This is a genomic window from Ramlibacter pinisoli, assembly GCF_009758015.1.
Classification (GTDB): domain Bacteria; phylum Pseudomonadota; class Gammaproteobacteria; order Burkholderiales; family Burkholderiaceae_C; genus Ramlibacter; species Ramlibacter pinisoli.
Genome location: NZ_WSEL01000003.1, coordinates 2,271,184 through 2,290,064, shown reverse-complemented (window position 1 = coordinate 2,290,064; position 18,881 = coordinate 2,271,184). Strand labels below are relative to the sequence as shown.

At 72.1% G+C, this 18,881-nt stretch carries 17 protein-coding genes and 1 tRNA gene; 4 read left to right on the top strand and 14 right to left on the bottom strand.

Annotated features, from left to right (window positions below; translation table 11 throughout):
* Positions 1 to 16 precede the first annotated feature (16 nt).
* On the top strand, positions 17 to 976 hold the full coding sequence (locus tag GON04_RS12365; RefSeq protein ID WP_157398147.1) for a tripartite tricarboxylate transporter substrate-binding protein: 960 nt from the start codon (positions 17 to 19) through the stop codon (positions 974 to 976).
* A gap of 6 nt (positions 977 to 982) precedes the next feature.
* Here the strand turns inward: GON04_RS12365 and mdoH are convergent, their stop codons facing one another.
* The 10 genes from mdoH to GON04_RS12315 form a co-directional block, all read right to left on the bottom strand.
* Entirely contained in the window at positions 983 to 3,022 is a 2,040-nt protein-coding gene (gene mdoH / locus GON04_RS12360) for a glucans biosynthesis glucosyltransferase MdoH (protein ID WP_157398146.1), read from the bottom strand.
* On the bottom strand, positions 2,986 to 4,548 hold the full coding sequence (locus tag GON04_RS12355) for an OpgD/OpgG family glucan biosynthesis protein (RefSeq protein ID WP_157398145.1): 1,563 nt from the start codon (positions 4,546 to 4,548) through the stop codon (positions 2,986 to 2,988). Before GON04_RS12355 ends, mdoH begins: the two co-directional genes overlap by 37 nt.
* 148 nt (positions 4,549 to 4,696) lie before the next feature.
* A complete protein-coding gene (locus tag GON04_RS12350) occupies positions 4,697 to 6,109 on the bottom strand; it encodes a sigma 54-interacting transcriptional regulator (RefSeq protein WP_157398144.1) in 1,413 nt (470 codons plus the stop codon).
* Between the two features lie 7 nt (positions 6,110 to 6,116).
* Positions 6,117 to 6,707: a hypothetical protein gene (locus tag GON04_RS12345; RefSeq protein WP_157398143.1), complete on the bottom strand. Its 591-nt coding sequence runs from the start codon at positions 6,705 to 6,707 to the stop codon at positions 6,117 to 6,119.
* Positions 6,697 to 8,133, bottom strand: a complete 1,437-nt coding sequence (locus GON04_RS12340; RefSeq protein ID WP_157398142.1) for a sensor histidine kinase — start codon at positions 8,131 to 8,133, stop codon at positions 6,697 to 6,699. Before GON04_RS12340 ends, GON04_RS12345 begins: the two co-directional genes overlap by 11 nt.
* A gap of 3 nt (positions 8,134 to 8,136) precedes the next feature.
* Complete coding sequence (gene miaB / locus GON04_RS12335) at positions 8,137 to 9,468, bottom strand: tRNA (N6-isopentenyl adenosine(37)-C2)-methylthiotransferase MiaB (RefSeq protein ID WP_157398141.1); 1,332 nt, start codon at positions 9,466 to 9,468, stop codon at positions 8,137 to 8,139.
* Between the two features lie 5 nt (positions 9,469 to 9,473).
* Complete coding sequence (locus GON04_RS26580; protein ID WP_181654016.1) at positions 9,474 to 9,872, bottom strand: hypothetical protein; 399 nt, start codon at positions 9,870 to 9,872, stop codon at positions 9,474 to 9,476.
* A 108-nt stretch (positions 9,873 to 9,980) separates the two neighbouring features.
* The gene (locus GON04_RS12325; protein WP_157398140.1) at positions 9,981 to 10,241 is read right to left on the bottom strand and encodes a hypothetical protein; all 261 of its coding nucleotides are present in this window, start codon (positions 10,239 to 10,241) and stop codon (positions 9,981 to 9,983) included.
* A gap of 300 nt (positions 10,242 to 10,541) precedes the next feature.
* Positions 10,542 to 10,618: transfer RNA gene (locus GON04_RS12320), tRNA-Met, on the bottom strand.
* Positions 10,619 to 10,700: 82 nt separating this feature from the next.
* Positions 10,701 to 11,480: an enoyl-CoA hydratase gene (locus tag GON04_RS12315; RefSeq protein WP_157398139.1), complete on the bottom strand. Its 780-nt coding sequence runs from the start codon at positions 11,478 to 11,480 to the stop codon at positions 10,701 to 10,703.
* A 93-nt stretch (positions 11,481 to 11,573) separates the two neighbouring features.
* Here GON04_RS12315 and GON04_RS12310 point away from each other — a divergent pair, with 93 nt between their 5' ends.
* The 3 genes from GON04_RS12310 to paaK are packed head-to-tail and all read left to right on the top strand — an operon-like array spanning position 11,574 to position 14,106.
* Complete coding sequence (locus tag GON04_RS12310) at positions 11,574 to 12,377, top strand: enoyl-CoA hydratase-related protein (protein ID WP_157398138.1); 804 nt, start codon at positions 11,574 to 11,576, stop codon at positions 12,375 to 12,377.
* Entirely contained in the window at positions 12,377 to 12,814 is a 438-nt protein-coding gene (gene paaI, locus GON04_RS12305) for a hydroxyphenylacetyl-CoA thioesterase PaaI (RefSeq protein ID WP_157398137.1), read from the top strand. Before GON04_RS12310 ends, paaI begins: the two co-directional genes overlap by 1 nt.
* On the top strand, positions 12,811 to 14,106 hold the full coding sequence (gene paaK, locus GON04_RS12300) for a phenylacetate--CoA ligase PaaK (RefSeq protein WP_157398136.1): 1,296 nt from the start codon (positions 12,811 to 12,813) through the stop codon (positions 14,104 to 14,106). The genes paaI and paaK overlap by 4 nt, the downstream gene beginning before the upstream one ends.
* A 9-nt stretch (positions 14,107 to 14,115) precedes the next feature.
* Here the strand turns inward: paaK and GON04_RS27080 are convergent, their stop codons facing one another.
* Genes GON04_RS27080 through GON04_RS12280 form a run of 4 tightly spaced genes read right to left on the bottom strand, consistent with a single transcriptional unit; the run spans position 14,116 to position 18,819 of the window.
* The gene (locus GON04_RS27080; protein ID WP_157398135.1) at positions 14,116 to 15,237 is read right to left on the bottom strand and encodes a DUF3108 domain-containing protein; all 1,122 of its coding nucleotides are present in this window, start codon (positions 15,235 to 15,237) and stop codon (positions 14,116 to 14,118) included.
* Entirely contained in the window at positions 15,216 to 16,979 is a 1,764-nt protein-coding gene (locus GON04_RS12290; protein WP_338050944.1) for a M61 family metallopeptidase, read from the bottom strand. Before GON04_RS12290 ends, GON04_RS27080 begins: the two co-directional genes overlap by 22 nt.
* Positions 16,976 to 17,692, bottom strand: coding sequence for a DsbC family protein (locus GON04_RS12285; protein WP_157398134.1), 717 nt, complete (start codon positions 17,690 to 17,692; stop codon positions 16,976 to 16,978). Before GON04_RS12285 ends, GON04_RS12290 begins: the two co-directional genes overlap by 4 nt.
* A gap of 20 nt (positions 17,693 to 17,712) precedes the next feature.
* Positions 17,713 to 18,819 (bottom strand): FAD-dependent monooxygenase, encoded by a 1,107-nt coding sequence (locus GON04_RS12280; RefSeq protein WP_157398133.1) that lies wholly within the window; start codon positions 18,817 to 18,819, stop codon positions 17,713 to 17,715.
* Positions 18,820 to 18,881 lie beyond the last annotated feature (62 nt).

The following is an 18,881-nucleotide window of genomic DNA, read 5'->3' as shown; positions in this document are numbered from 1 at the left end:
CAGAGGAGCCCCGTCCATGCCCTTCCGCCATTCCCGCCGCGCCGCCATCGCGCTCGTCCTTGCCGCCGCCGCAACTTCCCCCGCCTTCGCCCAGCGCGTGATCCGCATCGTGGTGCCGTTCGGCCCCGGTGCCGTGCAGGACACCGTGGCCCGCACCTTCAATGCCGAACTCGGGCAGGCGCTCGGGGCGTCGGTGGTGGTCGAGAACCGCCCCGGCGCCGGCGGCACCGTGGGCACCGCGCAGGTGGCCAGGGCCACCGACAACAACACGCTGGTGCTGGCGGCCGCCAGCCACACGCTGGCCGGCCACCTGTACAGCAAGCTGGACTACGACCCGATCAAGAACTTCACCGGCGTGGCCTACATCGGCAACTCGGGCTACGTGATCGCCGCGCCCGGCAACTTGGGCGTCAACTCCCTGGCGGACTACGTCAAGCTGCTCAAGAGCAAGTCGGGGCAGTTGAATTACGCGTCGGCCGGCAACGGCAGCGCCACCCACCTGGGCATGGCCTACTTCCTGGCCAAGGCCGGGGTCGAGATGCAGCACGTGCCCATGAAGTCCACCGGCGACGCCGTCAACGAGGTGCTGGCCGGCCGCGTGCAGGGCGTCACCTCGGCGCTGATCGGCATCACCGCCTTCAAGCAGGACCCGCGCATCAAGCTGCTGGCCTACACCGGCACCCAGCGCTCGAAGTTCCTGCCCGAGCTGCCGACCGCCGCCGAAGCCGGCGTGCCGGGCTACAAGTTCGAGTCCTGGATCGGCGTGCTGGCGCCGTCCACCATGCCGCGGGCCGAGGTCGACCGGCTGAACGCGGCCATCAACAAGGTGCTGGGCGAGCCGGCGGTGCAGGAGCGGCTGGCGCGCCTGGGCGTGGAGAGCGGCGCCATGCAGGTCGACGCCTTCCAGCAGCTGCTCAAGGCCGACTACGAGCAGGCCGGGGTGCTGGTCAAGGCCTCCGGCGCGCGCATCGAGTAAGCCCCTTCAGGCGGCGCGCAGCAGCCGCGCCGCCCGCCCGGCATGCAGGCCGGCGCGGCGCAGCACCGCTGGCGACCCGGCCTCTTCCGGGATCAGCAGCAGGCCGCGCGCACGCAGCGTGGCTCCCAGCCTGGCATCGCTGGTGAACACCGCCATCGGCACCGACAGCAGCAGCGGCACGGCCACCGGCAGCACCGCGGCCAGCGCATGCGGCGCCGTGGTGGCCAGCGCGGCGGCTGCGGCCGCCACGACGGCCGACAGTGGCAGCAGCCGCTGCGCCGCCGCACCCCAGGCCAGGGCAGTGGCCTCGCGTGGCGGCGAGGTCCAGTGCAGGCGGATGCCGGTCAGGGCCACCACCACGAACAGCGCGTGCGCGGCCATGCGCACCGGCGCCTGCAGCAGGGCCAGGGCGGTCTCGAACGCGGCGCTGACCAGCAGGCGCGCGGTGCCACCGAAGGCTGCCTGCTCGCCGCGCAGCAGCACCGCGATCAGGCCCAGCACGCGTGGCAGGAACAGCATGCACAGCGCCCACAGCCACAGGCCGACCAGTTCGATCCGGCTGGCGGCCATGCCGCCGTCGAGCAGGCCGCCGGACAGCCACAGCGCGGCGCCCGAGACCAGGAAGGCCAGCCACAGCGGCGCCGCCAGGTACGACATGGCGCCGATCGCCAGCATGGCGCGGTGCACCCGGTGCAGCCCGGGCTCGGCGACCAGCCGCGCGTTCATCAGGTTGCCCTGGCACCAGCGGCGGTCGCGCTGGAGTTCGGACAGCAGGTCCGGCGGCTGCTGCTCGTAGCTGCCTTCCAGGTCGGGCACCAGCCACACCTGGTAGCCGGCGCGCCGCATCAGCGCGGCCTCGACGAAGTCGTGCGACAGAATGCCGCCGGACAGCCCGCCGCGCCCGGGCAGCGGCGCCAGCCCGCAGTGCTGCATGAACGGCTCCAGCCGCAGGATGGCGTTGTGGCCCCAGTAGTGCGATTCGCCCAGCTGCCAGTACTGCAGCCCGAGGGTGAACAGCCGGCCGGTGAGGCGCGCCGCGAACTGCTGGGCGCGGGCGTGCAGGGTGGCATGGCCGATCGGCTGGGTGGCGGTCTGGAGGATGCCGGCGCGCGGGTGCGCCTCCATCAGCTTGGCCAGCGTCACCAGGCAGTCGCCGCTCATCACGCTGTCGGCGTCGAGCACCACCATGTAGCGGTAGTCGCGGCCCCAGCGGCGGCAGAAGTCGGCCACGTTGCCGGCCTTGCGGTGGGTGCGGCGCTGGCGGTGCCGCAGGTAGACCTCGACCGGTGCGCCGCTCTGCTCGGCCAGCGCGGCGCGCAGGTCTTCCCAGGCGGCCCGTTCGGCCGCCACCTGGGCGGGGGTGCTGCTGTCCGACAGCACGAAGACGTCGAACCGCGCCGCCTGGCCGGTGGCCATGAGCGATTCGCAGGTCGCGCGCAGGCCGGCGAAGACGGTCGGCACGTGCTCCTCGCAGATCGGCATCACGATGGCGGTGCGGGCGTCGGCCGCCAGCACGTGGTCCTGCACCGCGCGGACGGACAGGCCATGGCGGTCGCCGCGCAGGGTGACCCAGAAGCCCATCAGCGCGGTGACGAAGCCGGTGACGACCCAGGCCGACAGGATGGCGAACAGCGCCACCTGCACGGCGGCCAGCGCCGGGGCGGTGTCGTCCGGACGTGCGCCGGCGTACAGCACGGTGGCCACGACACTGCTGGCGCCGGCGATGGCCAGGAAGGCCGCGCGCCGGCGCGCCGCCGCCCGTTCCCAGGGCTGCCGGGGCGCGGCCGCGGTGGCTTCACGGCGGCCGAGCAGGCCGCTGGCCGCGAGCAGCAGACCGCTGGCCAGGCCGGCCCAGAAGCCGGTCCAGGGGCGGGTGGGCATCGAGCCGCGCTGGAGCGGCGGGGCCGTCACCGCGTTCGGATGCCGCTGCTCGCGCAGCGCCGGACGGCGCGCACGCGCACGCGCGGCCGGGGAGGGGCCGCCGCCGCCATCGGCCTCGCTGGCCTGCCTCAATGGGAGGGGTCGGGAAGCACGATGTGGGTCCATGTTTCGCTCACGATGTCGTTGCCGTGTTGAAGAAAGGCGCGCAGTTCCACCGGCGCCGCCGGGTCGACCGGGCGCACGCGCAGCACGACGCGCCAGCCGCGCGTGCCGGGGTTGAACCACGCCAGTTGCTGTTCGAGGTGGCCGTTGGCATCGGCCGTCACGACCGGCTGCACCGGGGCGTCCGGCGCCAGCGCAGCCAGCGCCGGGCCGTTGAAATCGAGGACGTACTGCACCAGCCCGGCCGTCGCAGCCACGTCCTGGGGCCGCACGAAGCCCAGGCCGCGCCGGCTCTGCACGACCCAGGAGGCCGGCGGGCGCTGCTGCTCGTCGCCCTGCCAGGACAGCTCGTAGGCGTAGTCGAAGGGCTCGCCGGCGGCCGGCAGGCGCTCGGGCACCCAGTAGGCGACCACGTTGTCGTGCGACTCGTCGGGCGTGGACAGCTGGACCAGCTCGACCCGGCCCGGGCCCCAGTCGCCCAGCGGGCGCACCCAGGCACTGGGCCGCCGCTCGTAGTGGGCCTCGGTGTCCTCGTAGCTGGTGAAGGCGCGGTCGCGCTGCATGAGGCCGAAACCGCGCAGGCCGGGCAGGGCGAAGCTGGTCGTCAGGACGCGGCTGGGGTTCTGCAGCGGCCGCCACAGCCACTCGCCGCTGCTGCTGGCCACCATCAGGCCGTCGGAGTCGTGCACCTCGGGGCGGAAGTCACCGGGCCGCGGCTGGTTCTCGCCCGCCAGGAACATGCTGGTGAGCGGGGCCACGCCCAGGGTGGTGATCGTCTTCCCGGTCGCGCGCAGGAACACGCGGGCGCGCACCTCCATGCGGGTGGTCTGGCCCGGCGTGATGACGAACGTCCAGGCGCCGGCCAGCCGCGGGCTGTCGAGCAAGGCATGCACGATGAGCTGCTTGCCGTCTGCCGCCGGCCGCTCGAGCCAGAAGTCGGTGAAGCGCGGGAATTCCTCCGGTCCGCTGCCGCCCACCGTGTCGACCGCGAGGGCGCGCGCCGACAGGCCGTACTGCTGGCCGGCGCCGAGCGCGCGGAAGTAGCTGGCGCCCAGGAAGACGACGAGCTCGTCCTTGTAGGCCGACCCGTTCAGCGGGTAGTGGACGCGGAAGCCGGCGTGCCCGAGGTCGGGCCAGGCCTGGGTCGGCAGCCGGTTCTTGCCGTAGTCGTAGTCCGGGGCGCGCCACGGGACCGGCCGCACGTTGCCGTCGGCGCCCACCTCGTGGATGCGCACCGGCTCGGGAGCGAAGCGGCCGCGGTGGAAGAACATGGCCTCGAACGCGGCGCCGCCGTCGCGCCAGAGTGCGCGCGCCGGCCGGAAGCGGATGTCGCGCAGGCCGTCGTAGTCGAGCGCCGACAGGGCCGGCGGCAGCGAGACGTCGGGCGCGACATAGGGCACCGCGGCGCGTGCGCGGGCCAGGGCGGCCACTTGGTCGAAGCCCCAGGCGGCGTAGGCGGGTGCGGTGAACAGGCACCAGAAGGCGGCAAGGAACAGGACAAGAGGACGGGCCCGACGGCAAAGCAGCATGCGGATCTAGTGCAAACCCTAGGCCAGGTCAGAAAAGCCAAGCGTGACAAGGACTTGCGCGTGCGCCGGCGCGATCGCGCGGCGTCGGGGGCGCGGCCGGGGCGAAAAACCGCGGTTTCTGTCGCCGACCGGCGACAGCGTGGGGGCGCTAGGTCTCTTTGCCCTTGACCGGCGAGCGTTCGGCGCTGTCGCCATCCGGCGACGGGGCCGCGCCATCGCCCTTGAACAGGCCGGGCGTGAGCTCGTTCTTCTGCAGCAGCCGGTAGAACTCGGTGCGGTTGCGGCCGGCCAGGCGGGCCGCGTCGCTCACGTTGCCGTCGGTGAGCTTGAGCAGGCCGACGAGGTACTCGCGCTCGAAGCGGCGCTTGGCGTCGGCATAGGTCTGCACCTCGACGGTGGAGACCCGCAGCGCGCGCTGCACCAGCGCCAGCGGCACCAGCGCCGTGGTCGAGATCGCGCAAACCTGTTCGACCACGTTGTACAGCTGGCGCACGTTGCCCGGCCATGGCGCAGCGGCCAGCGCCCTCAGTGCCTCGGGCGCGAAGCCGGACAGTCGGCGGCCGTACTTGGCGGCCAGGCGATGCAGGAAGTGGTTGGCCAGCAGCGGGATGTCCTCGCGCCGCTCGCCCAGCGAGGGCAGCGTGATCGTCACCACGTTGAGCCGGTAGTACAGGTCCTGGCGGAACTGGCCCGACGCCATCGCGGCGTCCAGGTCGCGGTGGGTGGCCGAGACGATGCGCACGTCGACCGGCAGCGACTGGCTGGAGCCGAGCGGCCGCACGGTGCGCTCCTGCAGCACGCGCAGCAGCTTGACCTGCAGCGCCGGCGGCATGTCGCCGATTTCATCGAGCAGCAGGGTCCCGCCGTCGGCGGCGAGGAACAGGCCCTTGTGGTTGGCCACCGCATCGGTGAAGGCGCCCTTCACATGGCCGAACAGTTCGGACTCCAGCAGCGCTTCGGGGATGGCGCCGCAGTTCACCGCCACGAACGGCTTGCGCGCGCGCGGACTGGCCTTGTGGATCGCCCGCGCCAGCAGCTCCTTGCCGCTGCCGCTGTCGCCGCGCAGCAGCACCGAGGCATCGGAGCGCGCCACCATGCGGGCCTCCGCGAGCAGCTCGGCCATCCGGGACGAGCGGCTGATGATCTCGGCGCGCCAGGTCTCGTCGTGGGCGACCTGCTGCTCGGCGTCGGACCCGAGGGCGACGGCCTGGGCGATCTTCTCCAGCAGCTCGCGCGGGTCGTACGGCTTGGTGAGGTAGCCGAACACGCCGCGGGCGGTGGCGTCGACCGCATCGGGGATGGTGCCGTGGGCGGTGAGCAGGATCACCGGCAGCGACGGGTGCTGGTGCCGGATGTCCTCGAACAGGCCGAGGCCGTCGCGGCCGGGCAGGCGGACGTCGCTGAGCACGAGCTGGGGACGTCCCACCGCCAGCTGCGCCAGTGCCGCCTCGGCCGAGGCGACGGCGGTGACCGAGTAGCCGGCCGCCTGCAACCGCATCGACAGCAGCCGCAGCATGTCGGCGTCGTCGTCGACCACCAGGATCCGGGCGCCTTCGCTCATCGTGGCCTCACTGCGGCCGCGGCCGGCTGCGCTCGATGGCGCGCAGCGCATCGAGCCGGTCGTTGAGCTGCTCGACGCGGCGCTGGGCGTCGCGCAGCTGCTGCGCCTGGCGCTCGATCTGGTCTTCCAGCCGCTTCTGTTCGGCCAGCTGCGCTTGCAGCTGGCGCGCCAGCGGATGCAAGGGACTGGCCGCCGGGGTCCCCTGACCCAGCACGCGCTGCAGCAGCTGGCCGGCGCGGGCCGCGTCGGCCGGCGCCCGGGTCTGGATCAACGCGATGGCCAGCTGCATCTGCGCCAGCGGCGCCGCGGCGTCGCTGGCGTCGGCGGGTGCGGACAGGCGCGCGACTTCCTGCTGCAGTTCGGCAGGGTTGAGGCCGCGGATGCGATCGGCGTGCACCAGTGCCAGCACGGCGGGCGAGGGCGTCTCCGCTTGCGGCGGCGCCGGCGGCGGCGGTGGCGGCGGGGGCGGCGGCGGCGCCTCGACCGGCATCACCGGTGGCGGCGGGGCGGGCGGCGGCGGGCTGGCGCAGGCCGCGACCGCGAGGGCAACGCCGGCGGCCAGCAGGATGGCGAATGTGCGCTGGGTCTCAGGCGGCATGGGGCAGTTCGATGCGGAAATGGGCGCCGTGGCTGCGCTCGTCCTGGGCCACGAGGTCGATGCGGCCGCCGTGCGCGGCCACGTATTCCTTGACGATGGACAGGCCGACGCCGGTGCCGGGCGGCACGCCTTCGGGTTGCCGCTCCCCGCGGAAGAAGGGCTCGAAGATGCGGTCCCGGTCCACCGTCGCCACGCCCGGCCCATCGTCGGTGACATCGATGCCGATGCAGCCAGGCAAGTTCAGCAGGGTGAGATGGATGGTACCCCCCGGCGGGGAGAAGCGGATCGCGTTTGACAGCAGGTTGGCCACCACGGTGCCGAGCTTGTCGGCATCGACCTCGGCCAGCAGCGGCTCGCCCGTGACCGCCACCTCGATGCGGCGCGCCTGCGCCTGCAGCCGCTGGGCCTCGGCCTGCTCCTGCAGCAGCGCCAGCAGGTCGACGCGCGCGCGCCGCAGCTGGCGGGCATCGAAGGCGGCGGCGTTGAAGCGCAGCAGCGCCTCGATGCGGTCCTGCAGCACCGTGGCGTTGTGCTGCAGGATGCGGGTGACCTCGTGCTGGCTCGGGTTGAGCTGGCCGGGCACGCCTTCCTCGAGCAGCGACACGCCCTCGCGCAGCGCGGCCAGAGGGGTCTTGAGCTCGTGCGACACGTGACGCAGGAAACGGGCCTTGTCGGCGTCCAGCTCGGTCAGGCGCAACCGCAGCCAGTCCAGCTCGCGGCCCAGGCGCCGCATGTCGGCCGGTCCTTCGATCTCGATCGGCTCGTCCAGCCGGTTCTCCCCCAGCCCGCGGATCGCGCGCTCCATGCGGGTGAAGGGGCGGGCCAGCCAGATGCCCAGCGCGGCGGCCAGCAGCGAGGCCAGGGCGATGGCCGCGATCACCCGTTCCATCACCCGCGAGCGGCTCTGTTCCAGCCGGTGCGCCAGGTCGGTGTTGCGGGTCTGGATGATGCGCTGCACCTCGCGCGCGACGCCGCTGTTGATGGTGTCGAACTCGCGAAAGCGCAGCGCCACGGAGCGCTCGCGCTCGAGCGAGCGCTCGGACGGATCGCCCATCAGCTCGGCGATGGCCTCGAGCTGGCGCACCCAGGCCTCGGCCGGGCCCGGCGGCAGGCCCTGCTCGGTCAGCCGCAGCAGCGCGGTGCGGGCATTGCCCGATTCATCCTCGTAACGGCGCCGCAGCACGCGGTCGCCCAGGATGAGGGACTGGCGCGCGGCGCGCTCCATGTCGAGCGTGCGCTCGGTCAGCAGCTGGGCATTGGCGGTGAGCTGCAGGGCCGCATCGGCGGCCGCCGCGCGTTCGGCGATCAGGCGCTCCAGGACCACCACCGAGCGCAGCGCCGTGCCGCCGAGGAGGCCGCCCACCAGGATGAAGGCCAGCAGCAGCAGCGCCCGGAAGGACAGCAGGCTCAGGCGCGGGGCGGCCAAGGCTCAGGCGGGTTCGCGGATGGCCACGGTGGCGCGCAGCGAGTGCGGCAGCGCCTCGGTGATGGTCACCTCGACCATCTGTCCGACCAGCCTGGCGGGGCCGGCGAAGTTGACGATGCGGTTGCACTCGGTGCGCCCCATCAGCTCGGTCTTGTCCTTGCGCGACGGTCCCTCGACCAGGATGCGCTGCACCGTGCCCACCCGGCTGGCGCTGATGCGCTGCACGTTGTCTTCCAGCACGGCCTGCAGGCGTTGCAGGCGCGCCAGCTTGACCGCGTGCGGCGTGTCGTCGTGCAGGGCGGCCGCCGGGGTGCCGGGGCGCGGGCTGAAGATGAAGCTGAAGCTGGCGTCGAAGCCGGTGTCCTCCACCAGCTTCATCAGCCTGCCGAAGTCCTCGTCGGTCTCGCCCGGGAAGCCGACGATGAAGTCGCTCGACAGCGAGATGCCGGGCCGGACGGCGCGCAGCTTGCGGATGGTGCTGCGGTACTCCATGGCCGTGTAGCCGCGCTTCATCGCCATCAGGATGCGGTCGCTGCCGTGCTGCACCGGCAGGTGCAGGTGGCTGACCAGCTTGTCGACCTTGCCATAGGCCTCGACCAGGCGCTGGGTGAACTCGTTCGGGTGGCTGGTGGTGTAGCGGATCCGCTCGATGCCGGGGATCTCGGCCACGTATTCGAGCAGCAGGGCGAAGTCGGCCATCTCGGCGGTGTCGCCCATGCGGCCGCGCCAGGCGTTGACGTTCTGCCCCAGCAGGGTGACCTCGCGCACCCCCTGGTCGGCCAGCTCGGCCACTTCGGCCAGCACGTCGTCGAGCGGGCGCGACACTTCCTCGCCGCGCGTGTAGGGCACGACGCAGTAGCTGCAGTACTTGCTGCAGCCTTCCATGATGGAGACGAACGCGGTCGCGCCGTCCACCCGGGCCGGCGGCAGGTGGTCGAACTTCTCGATCTCGGGAAAGCGGATGTCCACCTGCGGCCGGTCCTGGCGTTCGCGTTCGGCCAGCAGGTCGGGCAGCCGGTGCAGCGTCTGCGGGCCGAACACCACGTCGACGTAGGGTGCCCGCTCGATGATGGCGGCGCCTTCCTGGCTGGCCACGCAGCCGCCGACGGCGATGCGCACGCCCTTGCTCTTGAGGTGCTTCACCCGGCCGAGGTCGGAGAACACCTTCTCCTGTGCCTTCTCGCGCACCGAGCAGGTGTTGAACAGGATCAGGTCGGCCTGCTCGGGGTCCTGGGTGGTCTCGTAGCCTTCGGCGGCCCGCATGACGTCGGCCATCTTGTCCGAGTCGTACTCGTTCATCTGGCAGCCGAAGGTCTTGATGAAGACTTTCTTCATGGCAGTCACGGCCGGGCGCCGAAGATGGCGTTGAGCACGTCGTTGAGACGGCGTGCGTTCTCGCTACCGCCGCCCTCGGCGGCCAGGGCCACCCGGGCGTACTCCTGCTCGTTGAGCACCCAGACCTCGTGCACCAGGCCGGCCGCCTCGCGCCGGTACACCACCGGCAACGACTGGCCGACCACGTTGCCGGACAGCACCAGCAGGTTGCGCGTGTCGCGGATGCGGGCGCCGGGCGAGAGCCGGTCGGGCTTGCCGTCCAGCGTGATCTCGGGCGGGGCGGTGACGACCAGCACGGCAGGGCGGACGTCGGCTGGGGCCTGGCGGCCGACCGCCGCCGGCGCCTGGGCAAAGGACAGGGAGGCGGCCGCCAGCAGGGCGGCGCCGATGGTCCAGCGGGTCATGGTGTAGATCCAGAGGCTGAGGAACCCCGGGATTCTAGGCCCCGGCTCCTTCGCGGGGGCAGGGGCAGCCCGGCCAGCCAGGGTAGGGCCGGGCAAGCGCGATCGGCGTTACTTCTTGGCCTCGTCCTTGGCCGCCTTGTCCTTGGCCATCGGGTCCTTCTTGGCGTCCTTGGCCTGCGCTTCCTTGCCCATGGCGTCCTTCTTCTGCGCGCCGTCCTTGTCGGCGCTGTCCTTCGAGCTGGCGTCCTTGCTCGTGGCGTCCTTGGCGGAGGCATCCTTGCCCATCGGTGCGCCGGCATGCGAAGCGGCCAAGGCGGCGCCCGCGGTCAGCAGGGCGGCGATGGCGAGGAGCGAGCTGAGCGGTTTCATGTGCGGTCCTTCCACGGTTGACGAGGGATGGGCCGGCGTTGGCGCCGGGCACTCGGGCGGGCCGGAATGCCTGTCCGACGCCGTTGGTCGCGCCGGAGGGCGCGATCTTTCAGGAAGGCTCGGCAGGGGAAGGGCAGGAGCGGCGGGAGCCCGCCGGAACGATAGTCGGTCCCGTCGCCTTCGCACCCCGATTCATGACTCGGGAATGGGGGTCTTCGATGGCGCTACGGCGTGTGCGCATCAGCGGCCCCAGAAGCGGAAAACCCGCACCAGCTGCTGCCGGTGCGGGTCGTCTTGTTCTGGTGGCGCTTCACGGATTCGAACCGCGGACCTGTGGATTATGATTCCATCGCTCTAACCGACTGAGCTAAAGCGCCGAGAGCCCGAGATTATAGCGAAGGCCGCGCACCCCCGGCTCATCCCCCCTTTTCGCCCAGCCGACCCGACCGGACCGCGCCGTCAGCGGTGGCGGAAGACCGGCTCGCGCTTGGCCAGGAAGGCGTCCATGCCTTCCTTCTGGTCGGCGGTCGCGAACATCGAATGGAAGAGGCGGCGCTCGAACATCACGCCGTCGGCCAGCGTGGCCTCGAAGGCCCGGTTGACCGCTTCCTTGGCCGCCATCGCCGCCAGCCGCGGCATGCCGCAGATGGTGATGGCGGCGGCCAGCGCCTCGTCCATCAGCTTGTCGAGCGGCACCACCCGGCTCACCAGGCCGGCCCGCTCGGCTTCGGCGGCGTCCACCAGGCGGGCGGTGAGCACCATGTCCATGGCCTTGGACTTGCCGATGGCGCGCGGCAGGCGCTGGGTGCCACCGGCGCCGGGGATGATGCCGATCTTGATCTCGGGCTGGCCGAACTTCGCGTTCTCGGCCGCGATGATGAAGTCGCACAGCATCGCCAGCTCGCAACCGCCGCCCAGCGCGAAGCCGCTCACGGCCGCGATCACCGGCTTGCGGATGCGGCGCAGCGTTTCCCAGTTGCGGGTGATGAAGTCGCCTTGGTAGACATCGGCGAACTCGAATTTGGACATGGCGGAGATGTCGGCGCCGGCGGCGAACGCCTTCTCGCTGCCGGTGAGCACGATGCAGCCGATGGCGTCGTCGGCTTCGAACGCCAGCAGCGCCGCGCCCAGCTCGTCCATCAGCTGGTCATTCAGCGCATTGAGTTGCTTGGGGCGGTGCAGCGTGATCACGCCGACCTGGCCGGCTTCGGTGCGCACTTGCAGGGTCTCGTACGACATGGGTCTCCTCCGGCGACGATCGACTATACCCAAGGGAAACCATTGACCGGCCCAGCGGTCGGCCACTGCTAGATTCGCCCGCAAGGAGACCCCATGAGCGAACCGTCCGTCCTGTACGAGACCCGCGGCGCCGTCGCGCTGCTCACGCTGAACCGCCCCAAGGCACTCAACAGCTTCACCCGGGCGATGCACCAGGACCTGTGGGCGGCGCTCGACCGCCTCGAGGCCGACCAGGCCATCCGCGCCGCCGTGCTCACCGGCGCCGGCCGGGGCTTCTGCGCCGGCGCCGACCTGGCCGAGTTCGATTTCGCGCCCGGCCCGGACCTGGTCGAACGCGCCAATCCCGGGCCCATCATCGAGCAGGCCTTCAATCCGACGGTGCGCCGCCTGATGGCGCTGCGCGTGCCGACGGTGGCCGCGGTCAACGGCGTCGCCGCCGGTGCCGGCGCCTCGCTGGCGATGACCTGCGACCTCGCCATCGCGGCGCCCGGCGCCAGCTTCATCCAGGCGTTCTCCCGGATCGGCCTCATCCCGGATGCGGGTGGCACTTGGTTCCTGGTCAAGAAGCTCGGTGCCGCCCGGGCCATGGGCTGCGCGATGCTGGGCGACAAGCTGTCGGCGGCCGAGGCCAAGGAGTGGGGAATGATCTGGGACGTCGCGCCCGAGGGCCAGGACTGCGTCGAGGCCGCCGTGGCCCTGGCGCAGCGGCTGGCGACGCTGCCGACCCAGGCGCTGGTGGCGACCCGCAGGATGATCCGCGCCGCGGCCTCGAACGAGCTGGAGACCCAGCTCGAGCTCGAGCGCGAGACCCAGTCAGCGCTGGGGCGCACGCACGACTACATCGAAGGCGTGACCGCCTTCCTGCAGAAGCGGCCACCGGTCTTCAAGGGCGAGTGATGGAAAGCGGGGACGCGCTGGCCGCCCGCGTCGGGCAGGCGATGTTCGCCAACGACGTCGCGTCGAAGGACACCATGGGCATGGAGCTGCTGAGCTGCACGGCCGGGCGCGCCGTGCTGCGCATGCCGGTGCGCGAGATGCACCTGAACGGCCACCGCATCTGCCACGGCGGCTTCATCTTCACGCTGGCCGATTCGACCTTCGCGTTCGCCTGCAACAGCCGCAACCAGGCTACCGTGGCGGCCGGCTGCAGCATCGAGTTCCTCAAGCCGGGCCGGCTCGGCGACGTGCTCACCTGCGAGGGCGTCGAGCGCGTCCTGCAGGGGCGGCACGGGGTGTACGACATGACGGTGACCAACCAGCGCGGCGAGGTCGTGGCGGTGTTCCGCGGCAAGAGCGCGCAGATCCAGGGCGCCGTGCTTCCGGAGGCAGCATGAACCACTTTCCCCTCGAGGCGATCGAGAAGGCCAGCATCGACGAGCTGCGCGGCCTGCAGCTCAAGCGCCTGCAGGCCACGCTCGCGCATGCCTACGCCAATTCGCCGGTGTACCGGGCCAAGTTCGACGCCGCCGGCGTGCACCCGTCGCACTGCCGCGAGCTGGCCGACCTGGCGAAGTTCCCGTTCACCAGCAAGGCCGACCTGCGCGACAGCTACCCGTTCGGGTTGTTCGCGGTGCCGCGCGAGCGCTGCGTGCGCATCCACGCCTCCAGCGGCACCACCGGCAAGCCCACGGTGGTGGGCTACAGCCGCAACGACATCGAGACCTGGGCCCACGTGGTGGCGCGCAGCATCCGCGCCGCCGGCGCACGTCCGGGCGAGATGGTGCACGTGAGCTACGGCTACGGCCTGTTCACCGGCGGGCTGGGCGCGCACTACGGGGCCGAGCGTCTGGGCCTCACGGTGGTGCCGTTCGGCGGCGGCCAGACCGAGCGCCAGGTGCAGCTGATCACCGATTTCCGGCCCGACATCATCATGGTCACGCCCAGCTACATGCTGGCCATCGCCGACGAGATCGAGCGCCAGGGGCTGGATCCGCGTGCCTGCAGCCTGCGCCTGGGCATCTTCGGCGCCGAGCCCTGGACCAACGACATGCGGCGGGCGATCGAGCAGCGCCTGGGCCTGGACGCGGTCGACATCTACGGCCTGTCGGAGGTGATGGGGCCGGGCGTGGCCAGCGAGTGCGTCGAGACCAAGGACGGCCCGACCATCTGGGAGGACCATTTCTACCCCGAGGTGATCGACCCGCAGACCGGCGTTCCGGTGGCCGACGGGGAGATCGGCGAGCTGGTGTTCACCAGCCTGACCAAGGAGGCACTGCCCATCATCCGCTACCGCACCCGCGACCTCACCCGGCTGCTGCCGGGCACGGCACGCACCATGCGGCGGATGGAGAAGATCACCGGCCGCAGCGACGACATGATGATCGTGCGCGGCGTCAACGTGTTCCCGACCCAGATCGAGGAGCTGATCTGCAAGCGCGCGGAGCTGGCGCCGCACTACCAGTGCATCCTCACGCGCGAGGGGCCGCTGGACTGCCTGACGGTGGCGGTGGAGGCGCGGCCGGGGCTGTCGCACGAGGACGGCGCGGCGCAGGCCGCCGCCGAGCGGCTGGCGCACGAGATCAAGACCTATGTCGGCACCTCGGCGCGCATCGAGCTGCGACCGTCGGGCGGCATCGAGCGCAGCCTGGGCAAGGCCAAGCGCGTGGTCGACCAGCGCAAGCCCTGAGAGCGGCCCTCACTTCTGGTCGATGGCCTCGACCAGCAGGTCGACCTGGGCCTCGTCGCCCATGTTGACGCGGATGCGCACCGGCAGGTACTGCAGCGCGGGCGCGAACCACATCTCGGCCGTGATGTTGCCGCGCGGGTTGGCGATCGGCCGCGGCTTCAGGTGGAAGGCCTCGATCGGCCCCAGCTTGGTGGCGAGCACCTCGCGCTCGACGATGTCGTAGGTCCAGAGGTCGACCGCACCGGGGCGCGCCATGGAGAAGGTGACCGCGTTGCCCACTTCCAGCCGGTCGCGCCCGGTGGCGAAGCGGTGCGCCAGCTCGACGAACTGGCTGGCCGTGTCCTGCACGTCCGGCGGCTTGGCGATCACGTTGCCGTTGGCCAGCAGGATCTCGCGCTCGCCGATGCGCAGCCCGCGCGGCCGCCCGTTGCGCTGCTCCTCGTAGGCCTGCGGCTGCAGGGTCGGGCCCACCTCGCCCTGGCTGGTCATGACCAGGCTGGCCAGGAAGCCGACGTCGACCTCGACCCGGACCTGGTAGCGCGTGTCGTCCCGTTGCCACAGCACGCGGGCGTCGCCATGCAGTTCCCCGCTGCGGAAGCGCCCGCCCAGCCGGTAGCGCAGGCGGGTGTCGGGCGGCCAGGTGGACGCGACCCCGGCGCCGGGGGCGCTGGCGCCGGCTTGCGGCGCCGACGCCGCCACCACGGCCGGTTCCGCCGGCGCGGCAGCCGAGGCGGCTGTGGCGGGTGCCGAAGCGGCCGCGGCCGGCGGCTCCGGCTCCGCCTGGGCCATGGTGTCCGGGGGCACCGCAGGCTGCTCCGGCGCTGCCGGGGCGGTGGCCGGGACCGGCTCGGTCGGGGGACGCGGCTTGGGCTGGGGGCGCGCCGGCCGCACCCGCGCCGTCGGCCGGCTGGGCGCCGGTTCGGCGGCGGCCGGGGCTGCCGCCGGCGGCGGCGGGGCCTGTGGCACCACCAGCCGGGTGTAGAGCGGCGGTGCCATCGGCTTGAGTGCGGACGACTGGGCGTGCAGGCGCGACACCCATTGCAGCGCGATGCCGTGCATGACGAGGACGGCCGCCAGCAGGGCGGCCAGCCGCAGGCCGCTGCCGCGGGTCAGGCCTGGAGGGCCAGCCATGGCTGTGCCTGCGCTGCGTCGCGTAGCACCAGCCGCCAGGTGGTGACCGCCGCCGGCAGGTGCAGCTCGAGCCGCAGGATGCGGCGATCCCGCGCCACCAGCGCGATCACGCGCCGGTGCGTGCCGGCATACAGCAGCAGGTCGTCCAGCTTGGCCATGCGCCAGGCCGTGCCCGCCACCTCCACGCCCAGCCATTCGTCGTTGGCCGCCAGGCCGGCGCTCTCGGCCGCGCCGCCGCGCAGCACGGTCTTGAGCCGGACGGTGCCGCCACTCTCCTCGGTGCGCACGCCCAGGCGCTGCTGCAGCTGCGCCGGCTCCTCGAGCGCGAACACGCCCTGCTTCTGCAGCAGGTCGGCCAGCGGCAGTTCGCGCGTGCCATGCACCCAGGCCGCCAGTTCGCGCGCGAAGCTGCGGCCGCCCAGCTCGCGCAGCACGGCCAGCAGGTCGGCCTCGGCCATCGGCCCGGCCTTGCAGCGCACCCACAGCGCCCGCATCACCTCGTCGAGCGTGGTGTGGCCCTCGGCCCGCAGCGTCAGGTCCAGGCACAGCGCGACCAGCGAGCCCTTGGCGTAGTAGCTCACCGTCGCGTTGGGCGTGTTCTCGTCCTGGCGGTAGTACTTGATCCAGGCATCCCAGCTCGCCTGGGCGAGCGACTGCACCTCGCGCCCCGGCGTCTGCAGCACCTGGTTGATGGTCTTGTTCAGCAGGCGCACGTAGGTGGCCTCGTCGATCAGCCCGGCGCGGCGCAGCAGGAGGTCGTCGTAGTAGCTGGTGAAGCCCTCGAAGAACCACAGCAGCGGCGTGTAGTTCTCGTGCGCGTAGTCGTAGTGGGCCAGTTCGACCGGCCGCAGCTGCTTGACGTTCCAGGTGTGGAAGTACTCGTGGCTCACAAGGCCCAGCAGCGTGACGTAGCCGTCGGCCGCCCGCGCCTCGCCCAGCCGCGGCAGGTCGCGCCGGGCGGCGATCAGGGCGGTGGAGTTGCGGTGCTCCAGCCCGCCGTAGCCGTCGTCGACCACGTTCAGCAGGAACAGGTAGGTCTTGTGCGGCGGACGCTTGCGGTCGTGCCAGAAGCGGATCTCGGTCTCGCAGACCTTCTGCACGTCGGCGGCCAGCCGGTCGGCGTCCAGCGACTCGGTGGCGCCGGTCACCACCAGCCGGTGCGGCACGCCGCCGGCCCTGAATTCCGTGCTCCAGAAGGTGCCCATCTCCACCGGGCAGTCGACCAGTTCGTCGTAGTCCTGTGCCAGGTAGATGCCGAAGCCGCGCTTGCCGGCGCGCCAGGGCGACAGCCCGGTGGCCGCCTCCCAGCCGGGGCGCGGCGACACCAGTTCCAGTGCGTGCGGATCGGCCTCCTGGCCGTGCACCCGCAGGCACAGGCTGGTGCCGTTGAAGAAGCCGCGGTTGGCGTCGAGCCAGGCCGTGCGCACCGAATTGTCGAAGGCGTACACCTCGTAGGTCAGCACCAGCGGGCTGCTGGCCATGCAGCCGACCTGCCAGGTGCACTTGTCCAGCTGCTGCAGGGGCACCGTGCGGCCGTCCTGGCGCGCCACCAGACGCTGCAGGTTCTTGGCGAACTCGCGCACCAGGTAGCTGCCGGGAATCCAGACCGGCAGCGACAGACGCTGCTCGGCGGCCGGCTGCTCGATGGTGAGCGTGACGTGGAACAGGTGGGCGTGGAGGTCGGCGGCCTCCACCCGGTAGTGCAGCCGCCAGGGCGGTCCTGCGGGCGGGCGCGGACTCACTTGGCTTCGGCGAGCAGCTTCTCGACGTCGCTGGCGCCGATGGCGCCCGGCACGCGCCGGCCGTCGGTGAAGACCAGGGTCGGCGTGCCCGTGATCTGGAACCGGCGGCCGAGCTCGCGGTTGCGGTCCAGCGCGGAGGCGTCGCAGCCAGTCGCGGGCGCCGCGGGCGTCGCCTTGTCGCGCACCATCCAGTCGGTCCAGGTCTTGCCGGCGTCGCGCGTGCACCAGATGTTGCGCGACTTGACGACCGAATCGTCGCCCAGGATGGGGTACAGGAAGACGTGGATGGTGACGTTGTCGACCTTCTGCAGGTCGCGCTCGAAGCGCTTGCAGTAGCCGCAGTTCGGGTCCTCGAACAGCGCCACCTTGCGCTTGCCGTTGCCGCGCACGATGGTGAAGGCGTCCTTGAAGGGCAGCGTCTCGAAGTCGATCGCGGTCAGCTTCTCGATCCGTTCCTGGGTGAGGTTGCGGCGCTGCTTGGTGTCGACCATCTGGCCGTGCACCACGTAGTTGCCCTCGGCGTCGGTGTAGTACAGGTCGGTGCCCACGCGCACTTCGTAGATGCCGGGCATGGGCGACTTGGTCACCTCATCGACCTTGCCCATCTGCGGCACGCGCTCGGCGAGGTTCTTGCGGATCGTGGCTTCCTGGGCGGCAGCCCCCAGGCTGGCCAGCAGCAGCGCGGCCAGCCACGCGGTCTTGGTGCGTGTCATCGTCATTCCTGTCTTGTCCATCACAGCCGTCCCGCGGCCTGCCGGACCACCCAGTCCTTCAGGGGACCGCTGCGGTCGAAAGCCCTCATGCCCCAGTTGCGCAGCGCCACCCAGGCCGTGTGGTCCTGCGCGAACAGCTGCTGCAGCCCGTCGGTCGTGGCGCCCATGGCCAGCACGTCGGCCCGGCGCGCCCGCTCGTAGCGGCGCAGCAGCTTCAGGTCGCCCAGGCCGCGCCAGTAGTCGCGGTCCTGCAGCACCTGGGCCAGCACCCGGGCATCGGCCAGGCCGAGGTTCAGGCCCTGGCCCGCCAGCGGGTGCACGCTGTGCGCCGCGTCGCCGGCCAGCACCCAGCCGGGGCCGCACCAGCGGCGCGCCGTGGCCACCTGCAGCGGCCAGGCGGCGCGCACGCTCGTGAGGGTGAGCTTGCCCAGCGCCTGGTGGCTGGCGGCCTGCACCTGGGCCTCGAAGTCGGCCGGGTCGCATTGCAGCAGGGGTTCGCGGCGATCCTGCCGGACCGACCACACCAGGGCAACCTCATTCCCGCCGGACGGCGGCGCGGCCCCGCCCATCGGCAGCAGGGCGAGCACCTCGCCGCCGGCGAACCACTGGCGCGCCACATGGCCATGCGGTTTCTCACAGGCCAAGCGCGCCGCCACGGCCACCTGGCCATAGGGCTGGACGTCGTGTTCGATGCCGAAGGCGGCCCGGGTCGCGCTGTCCCGTCCTTCGCAGATGACCGTGAGCGCGGCCGGCTCCGGCTGCGCCAGCGGGGTCACCAGCGGCTGGTAGCGCAGCGCCTCGCCGAGCCGCTGCTCGAGCGCCGGCACGTCGACGATCCAGGCCAGGGCCGGCGCCGGGCCGGCGGCGAAGCGGACCTCGCCGCCGTCGTCGCCATGCACCTCCATGCCCAGCACCGGCGTCGCATGGGCCTCGTCGGGCCAGGCGCGCAGGCCCTGGAGCAACTGGCGCGAGGCCGCATTGAGCGCGTAGGCCCGCACGTCGGAGTGCGAGGGGGACGGGGGGGCATCGACCAGGCCGACGCGCAGTCGCTGGCCGGCCAGCAACAGGGCCAGCGTGCGGCCCACGATGCCCGCGCCGCGGAGACAGACATCCAGAGCAGCCGCCATGGCCGGGATTCTAGGCGCCGGCCCCGGCCGGGCGGGCGCGGGCACAATCGCGCGGTTGCGTT

Excerpts from the sequence above, each read along its gene's own strand:
- GON04_RS12365 (WP_157398147.1), top strand. The coding sequence starts at position 17 with ATGCCCTTCCGCCATTCCCGCCGCGCCGCCATCGCGCTCGTCCTTGCC.
- mdoH (WP_157398146.1), bottom strand. The coding sequence starts at position 3,022 with ATGGACCCACATCGTGCTTCCCGACCCCTCCCATTGAGGCAGGCCAGC.
- GON04_RS12355 (WP_157398145.1), bottom strand. The coding sequence starts at position 4,548 with ATGCTGCTTTGCCGTCGGGCCCGTCCTCTTGTCCTGTTCCTTGCCGCC.
- GON04_RS12350 (WP_157398144.1), bottom strand. The coding sequence starts at position 6,109 with ATGAGCGAAGGCGCCCGGATCCTGGTGGTCGACGACGACGCCGACATG.
- GON04_RS12345 (WP_157398143.1), bottom strand. The coding sequence starts at position 6,707 with ATGCCGCCTGAGACCCAGCGCACATTCGCCATCCTGCTGGCCGCCGGC.
- miaB (WP_157398141.1), bottom strand. The coding sequence starts at position 9,468 with ATGAAGAAAGTCTTCATCAAGACCTTCGGCTGCCAGATGAACGAGTAC.
- GON04_RS26580 (WP_181654016.1), bottom strand. The coding sequence starts at position 9,872 with ATGACCCGCTGGACCATCGGCGCCGCCCTGCTGGCGGCCGCCTCCCTG.
- GON04_RS12325 (WP_157398140.1), bottom strand. The coding sequence starts at position 10,241 with ATGAAACCGCTCAGCTCGCTCCTCGCCATCGCCGCCCTGCTGACCGCG.
- GON04_RS12315 (WP_157398139.1), bottom strand. The coding sequence starts at position 11,480 with ATGTCGTACGAGACCCTGCAAGTGCGCACCGAAGCCGGCCAGGTCGGC.
- GON04_RS12310 (WP_157398138.1), top strand. The coding sequence starts at position 11,574 with ATGAGCGAACCGTCCGTCCTGTACGAGACCCGCGGCGCCGTCGCGCTG.
- paaI (WP_157398137.1), top strand. The coding sequence starts at position 12,377 with ATGGAAAGCGGGGACGCGCTGGCCGCCCGCGTCGGGCAGGCGATGTTC.
- paaK (WP_157398136.1), top strand. The coding sequence starts at position 12,811 with ATGAACCACTTTCCCCTCGAGGCGATCGAGAAGGCCAGCATCGACGAG.
- GON04_RS27080 (WP_157398135.1), bottom strand. The coding sequence starts at position 15,237 with ATGGCTGGCCCTCCAGGCCTGACCCGCGGCAGCGGCCTGCGGCTGGCC.
- GON04_RS12285 (WP_157398134.1), bottom strand. The coding sequence starts at position 17,692 with ATGACACGCACCAAGACCGCGTGGCTGGCCGCGCTGCTGCTGGCCAGC.
- GON04_RS12280 (WP_157398133.1), bottom strand. The coding sequence starts at position 18,819 with ATGGCGGCTGCTCTGGATGTCTGTCTCCGCGGCGCGGGCATCGTGGGC.